The organism is Neorhizobium sp. LMR1-1-1.1, assembly GCF_040675795.1.
Lineage (GTDB): Bacteria > Pseudomonadota > Alphaproteobacteria > Rhizobiales > Rhizobiaceae > Neorhizobium > Neorhizobium cellulosilyticum.
Genome location: NZ_JBEGHE010000091.1, coordinates 123,110 through 139,233, shown reverse-complemented (window position 1 = coordinate 139,233; position 16,124 = coordinate 123,110). Strand labels below are relative to the sequence as shown.

General features: G+C 60.7%; 17 protein-coding genes. 9 read left to right on the top strand and 8 right to left on the bottom strand.

Annotated features, from left to right (window positions below):
* The first annotated feature begins 116 nt into the window (after window positions 1-116).
* Window positions 117-551 (top strand): PAS domain-containing protein, encoded by a 435-nt coding sequence (locus MRBLMR1_RS29770; RefSeq protein WP_500067199.1) that lies wholly within the window; start codon window positions 117-119, stop codon window positions 549-551.
* Window positions 552-591: 40 nt separating this feature from the next.
* On the opposite strand, the gene MRBLMR1_RS29765 is transcribed toward MRBLMR1_RS29770, so the two are convergent.
* From MRBLMR1_RS29765 to MRBLMR1_RS29755, 3 genes are all read right to left on the bottom strand, one after another.
* Window positions 592-1,434 carry an alpha/beta fold hydrolase gene (locus MRBLMR1_RS29765; protein ID WP_500067198.1) on the bottom strand — a complete coding sequence of 281 codons (843 nt, stop codon included), beginning with the start codon at window positions 1,432-1,434 and terminating at the stop codon, window positions 592-594.
* A 245-nt stretch (window positions 1,435-1,679) separates the two neighbouring features.
* Window positions 1,680-1,907, bottom strand: a complete 228-nt coding sequence (locus MRBLMR1_RS29760) for a hypothetical protein (protein WP_500067197.1) — start codon at window positions 1,905-1,907, stop codon at window positions 1,680-1,682.
* A 96-nt stretch (window positions 1,908-2,003) separates the two neighbouring features.
* Entirely contained in the window at window positions 2,004-2,942 is a 939-nt protein-coding gene (locus tag MRBLMR1_RS29755; RefSeq protein ID WP_500067196.1) for a LysR family transcriptional regulator, read from the bottom strand.
* Window positions 2,943-3,039: 97 nt separating this feature from the next.
* Here MRBLMR1_RS29755 and MRBLMR1_RS29750 point away from each other — a divergent pair, with 97 nt between their 5' ends.
* The 4 genes from MRBLMR1_RS29750 (at window position 3,040) to MRBLMR1_RS29735 (ending at window position 8,562) form a co-directional block, all read left to right on the top strand.
* Window positions 3,040-3,873 carry an SDR family oxidoreductase gene (locus MRBLMR1_RS29750; protein ID WP_500067195.1) on the top strand — a complete coding sequence of 278 codons (834 nt, stop codon included), beginning with the start codon at window positions 3,040-3,042 and terminating at the stop codon, window positions 3,871-3,873.
* A gap of 184 nt (window positions 3,874-4,057) precedes the next feature.
* Window positions 4,058-5,755 carry an MFS transporter gene (locus tag MRBLMR1_RS29745; RefSeq protein WP_500067194.1) on the top strand — a complete coding sequence of 566 codons (1,698 nt, stop codon included), beginning with the start codon at window positions 4,058-4,060 and terminating at the stop codon, window positions 5,753-5,755.
* 137 nt (window positions 5,756-5,892) lie between these two features.
* Window positions 5,893-6,882, top strand: a complete 990-nt coding sequence (locus MRBLMR1_RS29740; protein WP_500067193.1) for an HlyD family secretion protein — start codon at window positions 5,893-5,895, stop codon at window positions 6,880-6,882.
* A 21-nt stretch (window positions 6,883-6,903) separates the two neighbouring features.
* A complete protein-coding gene (locus tag MRBLMR1_RS29735; protein ID WP_500067192.1) occupies window positions 6,904-8,562 on the top strand; it encodes an FAD-dependent oxidoreductase in 1,659 nt (552 codons plus the stop codon).
* Between the two features lie 152 nt (window positions 8,563-8,714).
* Here MRBLMR1_RS29735 and MRBLMR1_RS29730 read toward each other — a convergent pair whose 3' ends face one another.
* Window positions 8,715-8,915 carry a hypothetical protein gene (locus MRBLMR1_RS29730; RefSeq protein WP_500067191.1) on the bottom strand — a complete coding sequence of 67 codons (201 nt, stop codon included), beginning with the start codon at window positions 8,913-8,915 and terminating at the stop codon, window positions 8,715-8,717.
* Window positions 8,916-9,182: 267 nt separating this feature from the next.
* Here MRBLMR1_RS29730 and MRBLMR1_RS29725 point away from each other — a divergent pair, with 267 nt between their 5' ends.
* Window positions 9,183-9,515, top strand: a complete 333-nt coding sequence (locus MRBLMR1_RS29725; protein ID WP_500067190.1) for a four-helix bundle copper-binding protein — start codon at window positions 9,183-9,185, stop codon at window positions 9,513-9,515.
* Window positions 9,516-9,577: 62 nt separating this feature from the next.
* Here the strand turns inward: MRBLMR1_RS29725 and MRBLMR1_RS29720 are convergent, their stop codons facing one another.
* Both MRBLMR1_RS29720 and MRBLMR1_RS29715 read right to left on the bottom strand, forming a co-directional pair.
* On the bottom strand, window positions 9,578-10,126 hold the full coding sequence (locus MRBLMR1_RS29720) for an OsmC family protein (RefSeq protein WP_500067189.1): 549 nt from the start codon (window positions 10,124-10,126) through the stop codon (window positions 9,578-9,580).
* 158 nt (window positions 10,127-10,284) lie between these two features.
* Window positions 10,285-10,533: a hypothetical protein gene (locus MRBLMR1_RS29715; RefSeq protein ID WP_500067188.1), complete on the bottom strand. Its 249-nt coding sequence runs from the start codon at window positions 10,531-10,533 to the stop codon at window positions 10,285-10,287.
* A gap of 214 nt (window positions 10,534-10,747) precedes the next feature.
* Here MRBLMR1_RS29715 and MRBLMR1_RS29710 point away from each other — a divergent pair, with 214 nt between their 5' ends.
* The 3 genes from MRBLMR1_RS29710 to MRBLMR1_RS29700 all read left to right on the top strand — a co-directional run bounded on the left by MRBLMR1_RS29710 (window position 10,748) and on the right by MRBLMR1_RS29700 (window position 14,265).
* Window positions 10,748-11,593 carry an alpha/beta fold hydrolase gene (locus MRBLMR1_RS29710; protein ID WP_500067187.1) on the top strand — a complete coding sequence of 282 codons (846 nt, stop codon included), beginning with the start codon at window positions 10,748-10,750 and terminating at the stop codon, window positions 11,591-11,593.
* A gap of 161 nt (window positions 11,594-11,754) precedes the next feature.
* On the top strand, window positions 11,755-12,357 hold the full coding sequence (locus MRBLMR1_RS29705) for an NAD(P)H-dependent oxidoreductase (RefSeq protein ID WP_500067186.1): 603 nt from the start codon (window positions 11,755-11,757) through the stop codon (window positions 12,355-12,357).
* Window positions 12,358-12,360: 3 nt separating this feature from the next.
* Window positions 12,361-14,265 carry a cation:proton antiporter domain-containing protein gene (locus tag MRBLMR1_RS29700; RefSeq protein ID WP_500067185.1) on the top strand — a complete coding sequence of 635 codons (1,905 nt, stop codon included), beginning with the start codon at window positions 12,361-12,363 and terminating at the stop codon, window positions 14,263-14,265.
* 121 nt (window positions 14,266-14,386) lie between these two features.
* On the opposite strand, the gene MRBLMR1_RS29695 is transcribed toward MRBLMR1_RS29700, so the two are convergent.
* A complete protein-coding gene (locus MRBLMR1_RS29695; RefSeq protein ID WP_500067184.1) occupies window positions 14,387-15,361 on the bottom strand; it encodes a TIR domain-containing protein in 975 nt (324 codons plus the stop codon).
* 309 nt (window positions 15,362-15,670) lie between these two features.
* Window positions 15,671-16,099: a hypothetical protein gene (locus MRBLMR1_RS29690; RefSeq protein ID WP_500067183.1), complete on the bottom strand. Its 429-nt coding sequence runs from the start codon at window positions 16,097-16,099 to the stop codon at window positions 15,671-15,673.
* Window positions 16,100-16,124 lie beyond the last annotated feature (25 nt).

Here is a 16,124-nt window from a genome sequence, read left to right as displayed (position 1 = left end):
GTTTCACATGATGTTGGAGATCCATGCGGAGAGTATCGCCAAGCCGGAAGGACCAGACGAGCGGCCAGAACGGGACAGGCCTCTTCAGCTGGGACATACCGACGGATTCGTTCAGAATGGACGCCACACTTAGCCGTCTATTCGGCATTGATCCCGCATCCGGTGCAGGGGGACTGCCTTTCCTCGTATTCGTCGATATGCTGCATGCGGACGACCGCGCAACCGTGTCTCAGAGTATCGGGGAGGCTGTTCGCGTCGGCGGAGCGGGCAGGCAGAGCTTCCGGATCAGAAGCCCCAACGGACTCAGGCGGGTCGCCGTACTCGGGCAGGCATTCTCCAACGCCGGAGAAAAGACGTCGCAATACACCGGAGTGATTTTCGAGGCTGGTGTACCTAGCGAGGAACAGCGAACCGGGCTGGTGGACCATTGCATCGCCGCCTACAGGCTCGCCCGGGAACTTAACGCCGAACTCCCGGTGTACTTCATTTCGATGGCGCTCATTGAAATGGGATTCGAAGAGGCGCAGCTTGAAGGCGGCGAACCCCACTGAGCCCGCCGCCGTCTCGTTCGATAGTTCTCGGATGCGGGCCTCAGCCCTTAACGAACGCCAGGAGGTCCGGGTTGATGACGTCGGCGTGTGTCGTCAGCATGCCGTGCGGATAGCCGGGGTAGACCTTGAGCGTGCCGTTCTTGAGCAGCTTCACGGAGAGGCGCGCCGCATCGTCGATCGGGACGATCTGATCGTCATCGCCGTGCATGACCAGCGTCGGCACCGTGATCTTCTTGAGGTCTTCGGTCTGGTCGGTCTCGGAGAACGCCTTGATGCCGTCGTAGTGGGCCTTCGCGCCACCGATCATGCCCTGCCGCCACCAATTCTGGATGACGCCCGGATAGACCTTCGCGCCTTCGCGGTTGAAGCCGTAGAACGGGCCGGAGGCAACGTCGAGATAGAACTGCGCGCGATTGGCCGCCAGGCCGTTGCGCAGGCCGTCGAAGACCTCCATCGGAAGGCCGCCGGGATTGGACTCGGTCTTGAGCATGAGCGGCGGAACGGCGCTGACCAGTACGGCCTTGGCGACCCGCTTCTGGGGCTCGCCATACTTGGCGACGTAGCGTGCGACTTCGCCGCCACCCGTCGAGTGGCCGATATGAACCGCGTTCTTGAGGTTCAGGTGTTCGTAGACGGCAGAAGCGTCGGCTGCGTACTGGTCCATATTATGGCCGTCCGCGACCTGCGACGAGCGGCCATGGCCGCGACGGTCATGGGCGACGACGCGATAGCCGTGTTGGACGAAGAACAGCATCTGGGCGTCCCAGTCGTCAGACGACAGGGGCCAGCCATGATGGAACACGATCGGCTGGGCATCCTTGGGACCCCAGTCCTTGAAGTACAGCTCGACGCCATCCTTGGTCTTGACGAATGCTTCGGTCATTTCGAATTCTCCTTTGATGTCCGTGGTTCTCTTTTTGTCGGCTGCGTCGGCGACCGGCACAAACATAGAAAAAGAGACGGCTGCCCCTGCAATGAGTGTCTGTCGGCGGGAAAGGTCGTAGGTCACAAGTCGCTCCGTTATTCGTGCCGGGTCTCGGCATGCACTGGAAACTAGGGGCGGCACGGATCGGATTATTGTAGGATCGGGCACACTTGTGCGGGGGCGGGGTCGCGAGGGCCCGGCGCTCAGTCGATGTGCGCGACGGGCAGGGTCACCCGGTCCACGACGACGTTCCGGCTTGCACTTTTCGGCTGAGCATGCGGCGTTGCCCAGGCTATCGATGCGCCACGATATCGCGGGGCGTCAGACTTGAGGACGCTGTAGGCGGCAACACCGATCACGACGATTCCATAGGCCGCTATGACGGGCCAGACCTGCGGATGTCTCGGCGAGTAACGATTGTCTCTATCCATGTCCGGATCTCCTTTGACGGGAAATCGGTAGGCCCGGACGGCAGACGGATATTGTACCAAGCGGTGTCCGTGTCGCCTTTGATTAAGTTCGGACGCCTACACTCCGGCCTCATCCGCGACCTGTCGCGTGCCCTTACGCCCGAGATCCGAGGCCTTGAGGACATCTATGAACGCCCTCAGACCGGGAGGAAGCAATCGTCTGCCGGGATAGTAGAGATATATTCCGGGGTAGGGCGGACACCATTCCTCCAGCAACGCGCGAAGCAGGCCGGAACCGAGATACGGGGCTGCCATGATCTCCGGCACGAACGCGATACCCATTCCGGAAAGCGCCGCCTTGAGCATATGCTCCGTCCGATTGAGTGTCAGCGGCCCCTGGATCTCAACGGAATGGGGATGCCCGTCGCGTTCGAATTCCCATCGGTAGTTCCGGCCCGCAGGGGTTCGCGACCGGATGCAGTTGTGCCGCGCGAGATCGTCCGGGGTCACCGGGATCTCCCTGCCGAGAAGATACGAGGGGGAGGCGACCGCCAGCATCCGCGACGGACCTCCGACATGGATGGCTATCATGTCCAGCGGAACCGCTTCACCAAGCCGGAACCCGGCATCGAAACCCTCCGCGACGATGTCGACGAACGCGGCTTCAGCCACCAGATCCACGGACATCTCCGGGTACTGATCGAGGAAGGCCGGGATCACGGCCTCGACGAGCATCATCGCGACCGTGTCGGACGCCGTCAGCCTCAGCAGTCCGCGAGGCTGGTCTTTCGCTTCGTTCACCTCTCTTAGCGCGGTATCGAGTTCAAGGAACAGGGGGCTTACGCGAGCCACCAGCCGCTCGCCCGCTTCCGTTGGCGAGACGCTACGGGTCGTCCGGTTGAAAAGCCTGGCTCCGAGACGGGTTTCGAGATCGCGGATGATATGGCTAAGCGTGGAGGGCGAAATCTCCAGCTCGTCTGCGGCCTTCCGAAAGCTGCGTAGCCGGAAGACTGTCGCCAGCGCCGTCAGTTCCGAGAGTGTCGGCCGTTCATTCATGGCCATTTCCCCATTGGTCCATGCCGGATTGCACAATTCTACCACGCAATGCAAATGCATATTGTCTCCCGAGACATTCCCAACAAGGAGACCTGCAATGTCCAAGACTTGGTTCATCACTGGCATAAACAGCGGCCTCGGCCGCGAAATGGCGACACAAGCGCTGGAGAAGGGCGACCGGGTTGCCGGCACGATCCGTAAGCAGGGTTCGGTCGACGATCTCAAGGCGCGCTATCCCGACAGGCTCTGGGTCGCGCAGCTCGATCTCACCGACATCAAGGCGATCGAGGGCTGCGTCAAAGCGGCCTTCGCCGAATTCGGCACCATCGACGTCATCGTCAACAACGCCGGGTACGGCCTCTTTGGCGCTGCCGAAGGGCTTTCCACCGAACAGATACAGCACCAGATAGACACCAACCTCGTCGGCCCGATCGAGGTGACGCGGGTCGCCATTCCTTATCTGCGGGAGCAGGGCAGCGGCCACATCATCGCGATTTCCACCTATGGCGGTCAAGCGACGCATCCGGGCGCTTCGCTTTACCATGCCAGCAAATGGGGCATCGAGGGCTTCTTCGAGTCCCTTTCCCAGGAACTCGCTCCACTGAACATCGGCGTGACCATCGTCGAGCCCGGTTCCGCGCGCACGACGTTCCGCGAAGCCGCCGCCTCCAACGCAGGTTTCGCGCCCGACGCCTACAACGGAACGCCGGTCGGCATGGTGAAAGCCTTTCTCTCCGACACGTCGAGAATGCCTCTCGGCGATCCGGCGAAAATGGCGGCTGCCATTCTGGAAAGCGCGAGCCAGGCGACCGCACCGCGCCGCCTCGTTCTCGGAAGCGACGCGTTTGCCGCGATCGAGAAGGCGCTTCAGGCGCGCACGCAGGAGCTTGAAAGCAGCAGGGCCATCGCTCCGACTACCGACTTCCGCTGAGACCATCAGCGCTATCCGGGACGTAACGCGCCAGACGACTTCCCGAGACAGGATCGTTCAATATGCGCAACTGGCCCGCCGCTAACCTTTCGGCGGGCCTCATGACCGGACGTCAGGGCCGAATACTTTCTCGGTCATGGCGGAATACCCCGCTCGACCCGGTGAATCGGAAAGGCGGGTTGCCGTGGGAATTGCCCCGTGGAAGCTGACGGAAGGAAGGCGGCGGGCTCGTTCCGCGGTTCCGAGGCAGCATTTCTACCAGGACGACGAGCCCTTCGAGTATCCGGAAGGACAGCGCCCGGCTATCCCCGGCGCTCCCGGATTTCCGCCACACCCGACCCGCCGACGCATCGTTTTTGCATTCACCTCGGTCCTCGTCGGGATCACCGGAGCGCTCGGAAACGCAATCGTCGCGGCCAATCTCCCGTATCTTCAGGGCGCGCTTGGTCTCGACCTCAGCGAGGCGGCATACCTTTCCGTCGCTTACCTGGTGACGAACGCCATCACGGGCTGCGTGCTCGTCAAATACCGCCAGGAGTTCGGGATCAGGTCTTTCTGCATGATCTTCCTCACCCTGCAGGCGCTTCTCATTACCTCTCACCTCTTCGTCCACGGGTTGGCAGGGGCCATCCTCGTCCGGGCGGCGAGCGGGATATCGGCGTCGGCGCTGACGACCCTCGGCGTGTTCTACATGATCCAGGCGCTTCCCGCCGCACACAGACTCAAGGCCGTGTGCCTCGGCATCGGGACGCCACAGCTTTCCCTACCTCTCGCCTGGCTCATACCGAAGGACTTCCTGGCCTTCGGAAACTGGAACGGGCTCTACCTCTTCGAACTTGGCCTGTCCCTCGCGGTTCTCGGCATCGTGTCGATCGTCCGCCTCCCGCCGAGCGTGAGATCCAAGACCTTCGAGCCTCTCGACGCCGTCAGCTTCTCCCTTTACGCGGTTGGCTTTATCCTGTTCGGCTCTGCCATGGGTCTCGGGAGCTATCTATGGTGGACCAACGTCGCCTGGATCGGCTGGTTCTTCACGGCATGTATCCCCTGTCTCGCACTTTTCGTCTCGATCGAGGCGCGTCGCAAGCGGCCACTGGTCGACGTGAAGTGGCTTTCGGCCGGGACGTTCGTCAGGTGGGCGTTGATTGCCGTGCTCTGCAGGTTTGTCCAGTCTGAACAGACGATCGGCATTCTCTCGATGCTGCGCGATTTCGGGCTTACGAACGATGACATCAGACCGTTGACTGGCGCAATCTTTGTCGGGGCGGTGCTGGGATTGGCCGCTGCTGCCCTGACCGTCTCTCCGGCGCGGCTCCCGTACATGGTTCTCGCTTCCCTCCTGATTGTCGCGACGGCGACGTATCTCGACTCTGGATCGAGCGTGTCGACACGGGTGCCGCAGTTGCTGATCACGCAGGGGATGATGGGGTTCGCGGGAACGCTGTTCATCGGCCCTCTCTTCATCTTCGGACTGGGGCGGGTACTGGCCGACGGTGGGGTGCGGATGACGAGTTTCATCGCGCTCTTCAACGTGACGCAATCCGTCGGAACGCTGACGGGAAACGCCTTCACGCAGACTTACCTCTTCCATGCGCAGCAATACCACCTCGGGACCTACGCCGCCCAGGCGGCGAGATCCGAACCCGATGTGACGTCGCTCCTGTCGTCGCTCACCGCCCGATACTCCCCCCTGATCGCGGACCCGGTGCTTAGATCGGCCGAAGGCGTCGCGGCGCTCTCTCAGCAAGTCTCCCTCTATGCTCGCGTCGCCGGATACGTGGACGTCTTCACTGCCATTTCTCTCGCGGCTTCAGCCGGGGTGGTCGCGCTTGTCGCCGTCATCGCGGTCAACCTGATCAAGCAATATCGGAGTAAACCCTCATGAACGCGGTCTCCCCGGTCCCCTCTGTCCCGACTGCGCGGGCAGGGGACGAAACCCCACCGCCGCAGCAGCAGCTATGGCAACCAAAGATCAGCAGCCTGCTGACCAGGGCCTTTGCCGTAGCGCTCGTGGGAGCAGGCATGACCGCGATCCTGGCAGCCTGGCAATTGCCGCCTTTCTCCACACACGTGGTGAAAACCGACAACGCGTACGTCCGCGGACGGACGACCGTCATCAGTCCCCAGGTTACCGGATACATCCGGGAAATCGCGGTCAAGGACTATGCGGGGATCAGGCAGGGCGACGTCCTCCTGCGTATCGACGACAGGGTCTACCGGGCTCAGGTCGCCGCCGCCCGGGCTGACCTGGACATCGCCAGTTCGAACCTGGCGAACAACAAGCAGGCGATAGCCCAGAGGCAACTCGATATCACGACGGCGGAAGCAAAGATCGCCAGCGCGAACGCCCAGCTCATCAAGGCCGAGGCGGACTTTAAGCGGGCGTCACAACTTGCGGGGCAGGGGTCCGGCTCGGTCAGCGCCGAAGATGCCACTCGCGCCGCCCGGGGCGTTGCGTTGGCGTCCGTTCAGGAGACGGTGGCGGGCCGGGGTAGCGCGGAGCAGGCGCTGAAGGCCGCCAGCGTGAACGAGAAGGCTCTTGAAGCAGACGTCGAGAGCGCCAGAGCCAAACTGCAACTCGCAGAGATCAACCTCGGTTACACCGTCGTGAGCGCTCCCGAAGACGGAAAGCTGAGCGACGTGAGCGCCAGACAGGGCCAGTACGTGACGAATGGCAGCCAGCTCATGTTCCTGGTGCCCAAGGCACGTTGGGTTATTGCCAACTTCAAAGAGGCCCAGTCTGCGGCGATACGGCCCGGACAGCGGGCTTGGTTCTTTGTCGACGGATTGGCGGGGGCCCGCTTCGACGGGACGGTCGAGGACATTTCTCCAGCCGCCGGATCCGAATTCTCGGTTCTGCGCACCGACAACGCCATCGGCAACTTCACGAAGATACCGCAACGTATCGCTGTCCGCATCCAGATCGACGAGAACCAGCCAGATATCGAAAGGCTCGGCCCGGGAATGTCCGTGGAAGCCCACGTCGATACCTCATCCAACAGCACGCCGTAGTCGGCCATACAGGAGACAAGCATGTCAGTAATGCTCAACGATCCGACGGACCCGTGGCGGCGGGAAGCGCAGACCTATCCGGTGCTGCCTCAGGAAATGATCGAACGCGTCCGTCCCTATGGCGAGATGCAGGTCAGCCACGAGGACAGTATCGCCTTTACACGCGGGGACCGCGCACTTGACCTTTACCTGATACTGGATGGCGAAATGGAAGTGCATGCCGACCATCCGATCCAGGGAAGGCAGTACCTTTACAGTTACCGCGGTGGGCAGTTCAGCGGCGAACACAACATGTTCAACGACCGCAACACGCTCCTTTCCGGCAGGCTGATGGCCGGGACGAAATTCATCCGGGTTCCTCACGACAGATTTCGCGGCCTGATGACGGGCGAACCGGATATCGGCGAAATGATCATGCGAGCCTACATCCTCAGGCGTGCCGGCCTCGTCCGCCACCTCAAGGGCGGCGGAGTGCTCGTCGGGCATCGGGACCACACCGAACTGCTGCGGATACAGCGGTTCCTCACCCGCAATCTCTATCCGGTGGAAGTCCTGGATATCGTCGCCGATGCGGATGCCGCCAAAGCGATCGCGGAGTTCTCCATACTGCCTTCTGCGCTGCCCGCGTTGATCAAGCCGGACCGCACGGTATTGTCAAAGCCGTCCGACGAAACACTTGCCGAAGAACTGGGGCTCTACGAACCCCCGGAACCCGAGGCAATCTACGACGTCGCGGTTCTCGGGGCCGGCCCCTCCGGGCTGGCCTCGGCGGTCTATGCGGCCTCCGAAGGACTTAGGACGATCGTCGTGGAGACGCTCGCTCCGGGCGGACAGGCAGGGACATCCTCGAAAATCGAAAACTATCTCGGCTTCCCGACCGGGATCTCGGGGGAAGCTCTCGCGGGCCGAGCGCATATCCAGGCGCAGAAGTTCGGCGCTCGCATCTGCGTCTCGCGGAGCACCGTGTCGCTCGACTGCTCCAAGAAGCCGTTCGAGATCGGCTTGTCCGACGGCAGCACGCTCCGGGCAAAGGCGGTGGTCGTGGCGACAGGAGCGCGATACAGGAAGCTGGACATTCCGAACTACGGCCGCTTCGAGGGGCAGGGCATCCACTATGCGGCGACGGCGATGGAAGGGAACCTGTGCTCAGCGCAGGAAGTCGTCATCGTCGGGGGAGGCAATTCGGCTGGACAGGCAGCGGTATTCCTTTCGCGCACCGCCCGGCATGTAAACATGGTCATGCGGAGCGGCATATCCTCGACCATGTCGGATTACCTCGTCCAGAGGATCAAGAACTCGCCACACATCAGCCTGCACGAGTCGTCCGACATAACCGGATTGCGTGGCGAAACCGGGCTTGCAGGAGTGAGCTGGACCAACAGGAAAACCGGGCAGATATACGAGCGTCCGGCGACCAATCTGTTCGTCATGATCGGCGCATCGCCCAACACGGACTGGATGGAAGGCTGCGTCGATCTCGATCGGAGCGGTTTTGTGGAAACCGGGTTTTCCGACGAGGGAGAACTGTCCACGCCTTCCACTCCGTACCGTACAAGCAAACCCGGCGTCTTCGCGGTCGGAGACGTCCGCTCGGGTTCGATCAAGCGGGTCGCTTCCGCGGTAGGGGAAGGTTCGGTGGTGGTCGCGGCGATACACCAATACCTGGCTAGCGCCTGGTGAGGTCTGTCGGGTCGGTCCCGTGGCGGGAACCGCCGGGTCGCCTCGATAGAACCGGGGAATGGGGCCGAGGTGAGGTGTCTGATCGGGCAGATCGACGAATACGCCTCTTTCCTGTCTTTACCGAATCGGCGGTCCGACACGTCAGGACTGTTTCACGGATAGAACATCGGAAAAGATTTCACGTAACCGGAAAGCACGGTGGAGATCACGTAGAAGGTCCCGCCCGAGATCGCCATGAGAGCCAGGATCGGCCCGACATCGGCAAGCGACGGGTTGTCGTCGGCTGACGTCGCTTCGTCTGCCTGGGCGCGCACAACATTGTCGTTCGCCGGGAGCATACCGCGTGCGGTCACTCGCGGCTTTATCCTCCTCAGCGGAACCTGCCTGAAGATGCACGAAGTTTCTGAAAGCCTGAGAGCCATGACGTCACCTGTCGGTTGGAGTTGATCGTCCCTCTTAGCTACAGGTAACTCCATGCGACGCGGGTCCTATAGTACGATCGTTCCCTCAGGCTTCCGACCGGCCGAGCCGTCGACGATTTGGTCGGTGACGGAATTCTACAATCGTTGGCGTCGCGCAGAGTGGATGGTTGCCCGGAAACGAAAAGGAGTCGTTCAACAATGAAACATGCCGACCCCGCGATGAACGAATGTATCCAGAACTGCCTGCGCTGCTACAGCGTCTGCCTATCCACCGCGATGAACCATTGCCTGGAAACGGGCGGAAAGCACACCGAGCCCGACCATTTCAGACTCATGATGGCCTGCGCCGAGATGTGCAGGACGTCAGCGCATTTCATGCTGATCGGAACTGAGCACCACAAGCATACGTGCCGCGAATTCGCCGAGATCTGCGCTCAATGCGCGGACGATTGCGAACGGCTCGGCGACATGCGGGAATGCGTCGAGGCGTGCCGCGAGTGCGCCAAGAGCTGCGCCGAAATGGCTGCTTGAACTGATAAAGCCGATGGCCCGCATACGCGGGCCATCGGCTTTTCGATCGTGGTTTGCAGAGCCTACGAAAGTGAAACCTCGAGAGGAATGGGATTCCGCATCGAGTTGGCGACAGGGGAGAAGTAATTCGCCTGCCTGACGATTTCGTCCAGCTCCTCGCGGGTGGCGTCACCTTCGACGTCCACTTTCACGCGGATCGCCTGAAAGCCCATCTGCGACGGCTCGCGGGTCGCACCGCCCGCACCCCAGGCAGCGGTATTGCCGACGTCGCCCTCGATATGGAGTTCGAGCCGAGACAGCCGGACGTTCCTGAACGTGGCCACCGCGGTGATGCCGACCGCAAGGCACCCACCCAAGCCCGAAAGCACGATCTCGCCGGGTGCCGGCGCGGTGTCCTGGCCAAACAGGTGCAGCGGCTCGTCGACAACCACCGGATCGTGTTCGCCGACGAAGCTCAGCGTGCGATACTGGCCCTCGCACACTGTGTGAACCACGTTTGTACCACGACGATCGGGGTTCTCGCGGCCGCGCTGGGCAAAGGCGATCAGTCCGTCACGATCGATCGGACGTAGATAAGCCTTGATGGTAGTCTGCTGTTCATTCTGCGACATGATCGTCTCCTTGCTTCCGTTGAAAATGGAGTCGCTCCGGCGGGCCGACCCATTGCGGCCCTCGATCAAGCGAAACCTTCGTCCTGGACAAAACGGGATCGGTCACGCTGCCCCCGATGGAGCCGCGCGACCGATATCCGGCGCATGGGCCTCCGCGCCTATCGGTCGCTGCCGATGCGGATGCGGCTCGTGATGACCAGCGACCTGTCGGGCTGGATCATGTAGGTCTCGGTATAGCGCTGCCCGTTGGAGTAAAAGGTGTTGTCGAACGTGCTTCCGACCGGAGCCTTCTGCAGGCGATGAGCGGGCTGGCCACCGTAAGTGACGCTGCCGGGGATGGGCTCCAGCGCGAATGCGGACGAGACGAAGAGTGCCGATACGCCAAAGGCGGCAAGTACGAGTTTCATTGTTCTATCCTCAAGTTGACCAGGGATCATTCCCTTGCATGAGGCGAATATGAGCAGGAGCTTGTCTTACTTATTGTAGGATAGCGCCCTCGGTGCCTTGGACCGCCGATCGCACGATCGGACAATCTCCAGGAGGCGTCGTTGACCGATCCTATCGGCACAGCTCCGACGATGGCCACATCCCCGTCCCATCCGAGCGTGTGGAGGTAGTGAGATGGCAAGTGTGCTTCCGGATATCGGCGAAGTTTCATATATCGAAATCGACGGCGTCAACGTCCGCCTGGCCACCGGCGGGCGAGGGGATGGTATCCCGGTGATGCTTTCCAGCCCTTGGCCAGAAAGCATCTACGCGTTCAGGGGCATCTTGCCGGAGATCGCCAAGTCGGCTCCGTACGTGGCGATAGACTTGCCGGGTTTCGGGATGTCGCAAGGCCGCTCTGACCTGATGTCGCCCACCGGCATGGCGCGCTTCATAGTTAGGGCCGCATGGAAACTGGGCATCAAGCGCATGCACGGCATCGGTCCCGACGTCGGCGCTCTCGCGATGCTTTCCGCCGCCGCAGATCGCTCCGATCTGTTCGAAAGTCTTGTCGTGGGCAGCGGGGCTACGAGCGTCGAGCTAGCCGCCGGCGGCCTTACCGATCTGATTTCGTCGCAGCCGGGGGCATTCGCCGAGGCGGAGGGTGGCGATCTCGCCGTCGGGTTCGTCACTCAATCCGCAGCCAGTGGCACCCCTCCGGCCGTCATGGAGGACTATTGGCTTTCTTCATCCGCCTCGCGCTTCGACCATGCCGCAAATTTCGTCCGGTCATATCCCGAAGAGCTGCCGATCCTCAAAGAGCAGTTGCACAGGATCGAGACGCCGGTGCTGGTTCTGGCCGGCCGCGAAGATCCGCTGGTCCCGCCCGCGAACGGGCAGCTCCTTGTCGATCATATCAAGCGTAGCCGACAAGTTCTTCTCGAAGGAGGGCACTTGATATGGGAGGACGCTGCGGCGCAGTACGGAGCGACAGTCAGGGATTGGATCGACGGAGCCTACAGGCTGCTCGATCAGGGCTAGGGTTAGGCTGAGCTTCAACATCGATTTGTAGACCTGGCCGCCAGGCTCGAGAGCACGATCCTGCAATAATTTGCGTCGGGCGTAGGAGATAAGGTCGGCATCACGGGTGCCGCGTAGCAACTTCGGGTCGCCCGACACGATATGATGGGGAAAAAACTCCGATGCGAATTCTAGTTCTGTTCGCGCATCCGGCGCAGCGGAAGTCGAGCATAAATACGGCGATGGCGGCGAGAGCTAGAGCGGTGGAAGGCGTGACCTTCGTCGACCTTTACGCCGAGTATCCCCGTTTCTCCATCGACGTGGACCGCGAACAACGCCGCCTTATCGAGCACGACGTGATTGTCTTCCAGTTCCCCGTTTTCTGGTACTCGACGCCGGCTCTTCTCAAACAGTGGCAAGATTTGGTTCTCGAATACGGCTTTGCATACGGCCCTCAGGGTAAGAAGCTGGCGGGAAAGCGCGCGCTGGCATGCATCACGACTGGCGGAAGCAGGTCGGACTACGCGGCAGATGGGGGCAACCGACGAGACGTCGAGCACTTCCTATACCCCCTCGAACAAACGGCGATCCTGTGCGGCATGGAGTACCTTCCGCCCTTTGTTCTGCACTCCGCCAATCATCTCGATGACGATAGGGCACAGCATCATATCCAGTCGTACCCTCGTCTTCTGACCGCCCTTCGCGAAGAAAGGCTTGACTTGGCGGGTGTCCGTCTCATGCCGACTTTCGGCAGCTTCGATCTGACTAACCTGGTGAGGGACTGACCATTGGAAGGCTTGGCATTCTACGCTCTGTGCTATCTTGCGGCTGCGGTTCTCGCCGTTATCGTGTCCCAGCGGATCGGGCTTGGCTCCGTCGTCGGCTGTATAGCGGCAGGTGTCCTGATTGGCCCCGTGTTTCAAATTTCGGTGGCTGGATCTGGATATCTGGAACAGTTTTCCGAATTCGGCATCGTCATGATGCTGTTCCTGATCGGACTGGAAATAGACCCCCAGATGGTCTGGCGGCTCAGGGACAAGTTAATCGGCCTCGGCGGGCTTCAGGTCGTCGCGACAATCGCTGCCGTGACTGCCGCCGGGGTGGTCCTGGGTTTCAGCTGGCAGCAGAGCCTCCTTTTTGGCTTTGTCGCCGCCTTGTCCTCGACGGCAATCGTCCTCCAAACCCTCGAAGAAAAGGGTCTTCTAAGGTCAGATGGAGGGCAGGCGAGCTTCTCCGTGCTTCTTTTCCAGGATTTGGCGGTCATCCCGATGCTCGCGTGCATTCCGCTGATTGCCGCGGGTGGACATGGGACTTCGTCGGGGCACGGCGGAGCCACATTGCTGACAGACCTTCCCGGATGGGCGTCGGCGATCCTCACCCTCGCGGCCGTCGGTGTGGTTGTGGCCGCGGCGCACTTCCTTTCTCGACCGGTCTTCAGAACCATCGCGCTCCTCGGCCTCCGCGAGGTGTTCACCGCAGCCGCGCTTCTGGTCGTGGTCGGTATCACCGTATTGATGTCCGCTGTGGGCCTGTCGCCCGCACTCGGTGCGTTCTTGGGAGGCGTCGTCCTTGCGAACAGCGAGTTCAAACACGAGCTGCAGAACGACATTGAGCCATTCAAAGGCCTGCTGCTCGGACTGTTTTTCATGACGATAGGCGCGAAGATCGACCCGGAAATCCTCTTGGCGAACTGGTTGACGGTAGCCGCCGCCACATTTGGCCTAATAGCGATCAAGGCGATGGTTCTCCTACCGCTGGCCTGGTTTTTCCGCGTCCGGGCGGCAGCCGGGTGGCTCTTCACTCTGGGACTCGCGCAGGCCGGGGAATTCGGTTTCGTCCTATTGACGATCGGCGAAGACCGCGGACTGCTCTCGCCTGCGACCGCTTCGGTATCCGTGCTGATTGTCACCTTCAGCATGGTGCTCACTCCCCTGCTTTTCGCGCTATCCAATCGGATCGTCGTCATTCTTGAGAGGCGGGGACGACACCAAAGAGACGCCGACACGCCCGAAAGAGGCACGATCATCCTGGCGGGCGTCGGGCGCTTCGGGCAGATCGTGAACCGGATGCTCTTGGCGAACGGCTACAAGCCAGTCGTCCTGGACTACCGGGCGGACGTAGTAGACAACGTCCGAAAATTCGGTGTGAGGTCGTTCTTTGGTGATGCTGGTCGCCCAGACCTCTTGGAATCGGCCGGGCTCGCCAACGCTTCGCTGCTTATCGTCGCCATCGACGACCCCGAGAGAGCCACCGAAATCGTGGCCCACGCGAGGCGTAGCAATCCCGGCATTCAGATCATCGTCCGCGCCTATGATCGGCTTCATCACTATAAGCTGGTGGACGCTGGGGCGGATCATATCGTCCGCGAGATGTTCGATGGTTCGGTGCAGGCTGCGGGCATGGCCTTGGAGTCCCTCGGCATGCATCCTTACGAGGTCGAAAAGCGTAAAACCGTATTTGTCGAACAGGATACTGCGGGGTTGGCGCGAATGGCCGCCTTGGTGGACGTTGATACGCCCGCTGCGAACAATCCAGATTTCGTTGCTGGTTTCAACGACATCGGGAAGGTAATTGAAAACGCCATGATGGGGTATCGTTCTGGTTATGACGAGATGGTAGCGCGTGGCTGGAATGCACCTGACGCAGGCTCCATTCATGTCCCGAAGAGCAAGGGGATCGGTCTTCCATCGTGAGTTTCGCGCGTCGTATTGCCCTGCACGTCGCCTGTCGGACCATAGTATCCCGAACATCGATGATAGGCTTACTCCGCCTCGGTAGGCCTGGAGTGCTTTTCTGCGAGCTTTTGTACCAACCTTACGAAATGATCTTTTCGCGTTCGAGAACCATCCTGATTTCCTCGAACTTCGCACTGATTTTCCCGGCCGGAAACCTGATTTGTCCGAGACCGACGATATTGGAGAACTCCTCGCAGCCCTCTTCGAGCAGAATGATCGCCTTCTTGAACCCGAGACGTCCTTGGAAGAGTCCGGCTTCGTGTACGACGTTCAACCGCGCGGTCATTGTTCCTTGGGCAGTCTCATCCTCGCCTGTCATTACAAGGAAGGCGACGCTGGCGGCATCAAGCATTTCTTGCAAACGTTCCGTAGTGGCCAAACCGGCAGCGGGTTCGCGATTGAATTCATCCCACTCGAGTTTCAGTCGGTCCTGCAAGAAGTCCTTTAGATCGCGCCAGACATCAGACCTACCATGGCCGATGAAAACTCGTCCTCCAATCTTGGCCACTCGCGCCTCCTCCCTTTCCTGCTCCAACTCGTGGATTTCCCATCCTGCGACCGTGAGGGCATAGTGGTCCTCCGGCAAATAGTCGATGAACCCAGCATCCTCCGCATCCTTGATTATTGCGGAGGCACCGTCTGCGTCGACCGCACCGATCACGCCAGCGATAAAGTCGTCGTTAATTTCGATATACTTGAACCGATCGTCTTGAGCGGTTTCGGCCATCCAATTGAGAAGTAACGATCGTTGCTGTCGAGGTTTAGGCAGTGGTTCGCCGCACCATTCATCGAGGACGTACGACGTGATTTTCGGCCAGTCGGCCCCACGCGCGCGACGTCTGACCGCATGACTCAGCCGGGCGGCAATCCTTCGGTCGGCTATACGAGTGGCCAGCATAGCTGAGGCAGTACCTGACAATTCGTAATGCCCACAGCGCGGGCAGTCGAACTGCATGCTGTCGCCACCCGGCTCGCGGCCTGTATCGGCATTGTTTTTACAGATCGGGCATTTGGTCATGCGGGCAGGGTAGTTGATTCTGAACGGAATCAGCAACGATCACCCATCGCCTCATTCGAAATTCACCGGATTGCGGAGAGCACTACCGACCCTACTCGTGCGGCAACGCAGCGACCGCCGTCAGCCTTTTCTATCTTTGGGGCATTCCCGCCGCCAATGCTCCAATGATAGCGTTCAGGACGGCCTGCTGCGCTCGGTCAAATTGCGAGCAGGACGGCGCTAGCAGCGGATCTTGCATGTTTACGGATGCAGAATCCATGCCTGCGGAGCTCGGCTGCATGCGATGGAGGTGTTCTCGTTCCCACAGGGACCTATGCGGGACCGGGGACATCGACGATGCGTCAATCAGAAGCCCAAGTCCAAGCCAAGCATCTTGCTCAGGAAGAAGGCGAAGAACCCAATGCCGAGTACCGCTAGCACGAAAACTGCGGCCAGCTTGCCGCCGGTTCGCAGAAAGGCTCGCCTGTCCGCCGTCTTCCCCTGATCATAGTGCCATTTGATGGCGAAAAACATGGCCACGCCCAAAGCGACGACCTTGAACGTAACAAAGGTAATAGGGACCCAATCCATAACAAAAACTCTCGTGTGAACCAGCAAGACGCTGAGAGATATCATCTGAGGCAAACGCACAATTCTGTATTGTGCAATGCTGGCATGGGGGAGCGGGTGGCGTTCTCCTAGCTCGCATCTCCGAAACTCACTAAGAGCTTGTTGAAGCTCCCGATACGGGGTGAGCCCCTGACGGCGAATATCGCACGCCATTTTCTGGCCCATCGCTATACCCCTCCGGTCCCTTGGC

Coding starts and splice junctions, on each gene's coding strand:
- MRBLMR1_RS29735 (WP_500067192.1), top strand. CDS start 6,904: ATGTCAGTAATGCTCAACGATCCGACGGACCCGTGGCGGCGGGAAGCG.
- MRBLMR1_RS29725 (WP_500067190.1), top strand. CDS start 9,183: ATGAAACATGCCGACCCCGCGATGAACGAATGTATCCAGAACTGCCTG.
- MRBLMR1_RS29740 (WP_500067193.1), top strand. CDS start 5,893: ATGACCGCGATCCTGGCAGCCTGGCAATTGCCGCCTTTCTCCACACAC.
- MRBLMR1_RS29710 (WP_500067187.1), top strand. CDS start 10,748: ATGGCAAGTGTGCTTCCGGATATCGGCGAAGTTTCATATATCGAAATC.
- MRBLMR1_RS29770 (WP_500067199.1), top strand. CDS start 117: ATGGACGCCACACTTAGCCGTCTATTCGGCATTGATCCCGCATCCGGT.
- MRBLMR1_RS29705 (WP_500067186.1), top strand. CDS start 11,755: ATGCGAATTCTAGTTCTGTTCGCGCATCCGGCGCAGCGGAAGTCGAGC.
- MRBLMR1_RS29690 (WP_500067183.1), bottom strand. CDS start 16,099: ATGGGCCAGAAAATGGCGTGCGATATTCGCCGTCAGGGGCTCACCCCG.
- MRBLMR1_RS29720 (WP_500067189.1), bottom strand. CDS start 10,126: ATGTCGCAGAATGAACAGCAGACTACCATCAAGGCTTATCTACGTCCG.
- MRBLMR1_RS29755 (WP_500067196.1), bottom strand. CDS start 2,942: ATGAATGAACGGCCGACACTCTCGGAACTGACGGCGCTGGCGACAGTC.
- MRBLMR1_RS29765 (WP_500067198.1), bottom strand. CDS start 1,434: ATGACCGAAGCATTCGTCAAGACCAAGGATGGCGTCGAGCTGTACTTC.
- MRBLMR1_RS29760 (WP_500067197.1), bottom strand. CDS start 1,907: ATGGATAGAGACAATCGTTACTCGCCGAGACATCCGCAGGTCTGGCCC.
- MRBLMR1_RS29715 (WP_500067188.1), bottom strand. CDS start 10,533: ATGAAACTCGTACTTGCCGCCTTTGGCGTATCGGCACTCTTCGTCTCG.
- MRBLMR1_RS29750 (WP_500067195.1), top strand. CDS start 3,040: ATGTCCAAGACTTGGTTCATCACTGGCATAAACAGCGGCCTCGGCCGC.